Annotated in this window: 1 protein-coding gene; it reads right to left on the bottom strand. The window is 65.9% G+C overall.

The features are described from left to right. The coding region (locus G7A99_RS24220) for a response regulator (protein WP_163144628.1) at positions 1-212 on the bottom strand (212 nt) is incomplete at its 3' end. Positions 213-552 lie beyond the last annotated feature (340 nt).

Raw genomic sequence — 552 nt, 5'->3', positions numbered from 1 at the left:
CGGCCGAGCTGGGCGAGGTGCTCCAGGGTGTCCCGGCTGGGCAGCTCGGCGTCGACGATCACGGCGTCCGGGGCGAGCTCGGTCATGCGCGCGTAGAGGTCGTCGCGCTCGTCCACGCTCGCCACGACCTCGAAGCCCGCGTCGGTGAGCGCCTGTTCCAGCGCCCGCGAACGTCTGTCCTTGGTGTCTATGAGCAGGATGCGTGCGGCCATTGCCTGCCCCGTGACAGCGGATAGTCCATGCCCTGAAACCAGCAACTGTCATGCCACATTGGCCGGGGGACCCGCACCCCGCGGTGTGGCGCCGGCCACGGCCCGCCGGCACTGCGCGACATGACCCGGCAGCACCCGGATCTGCCCCGCTGCAGTGCAACATTGCACCACGACGAAGCGTCACCCCGGTACGTCAGATGGGGCAATTCCTAACAAAAAACCAAAAAACAATTACTTACATAAGTGGCACGACCGTTGCAACCTTCAGGGCGACGTGGACCAGGCCTGCCTGACGGTGGGTACGAGTGCGTCGATCAACGCCCTTCAACGGCGAGGGGCC

The organism is Arhodomonas sp. KWT, assembly GCF_010993615.1.
Note: the sequence above shows the minus strand (reverse complement) of the source record. Positions and strands in the feature narration are given on the sequence as shown.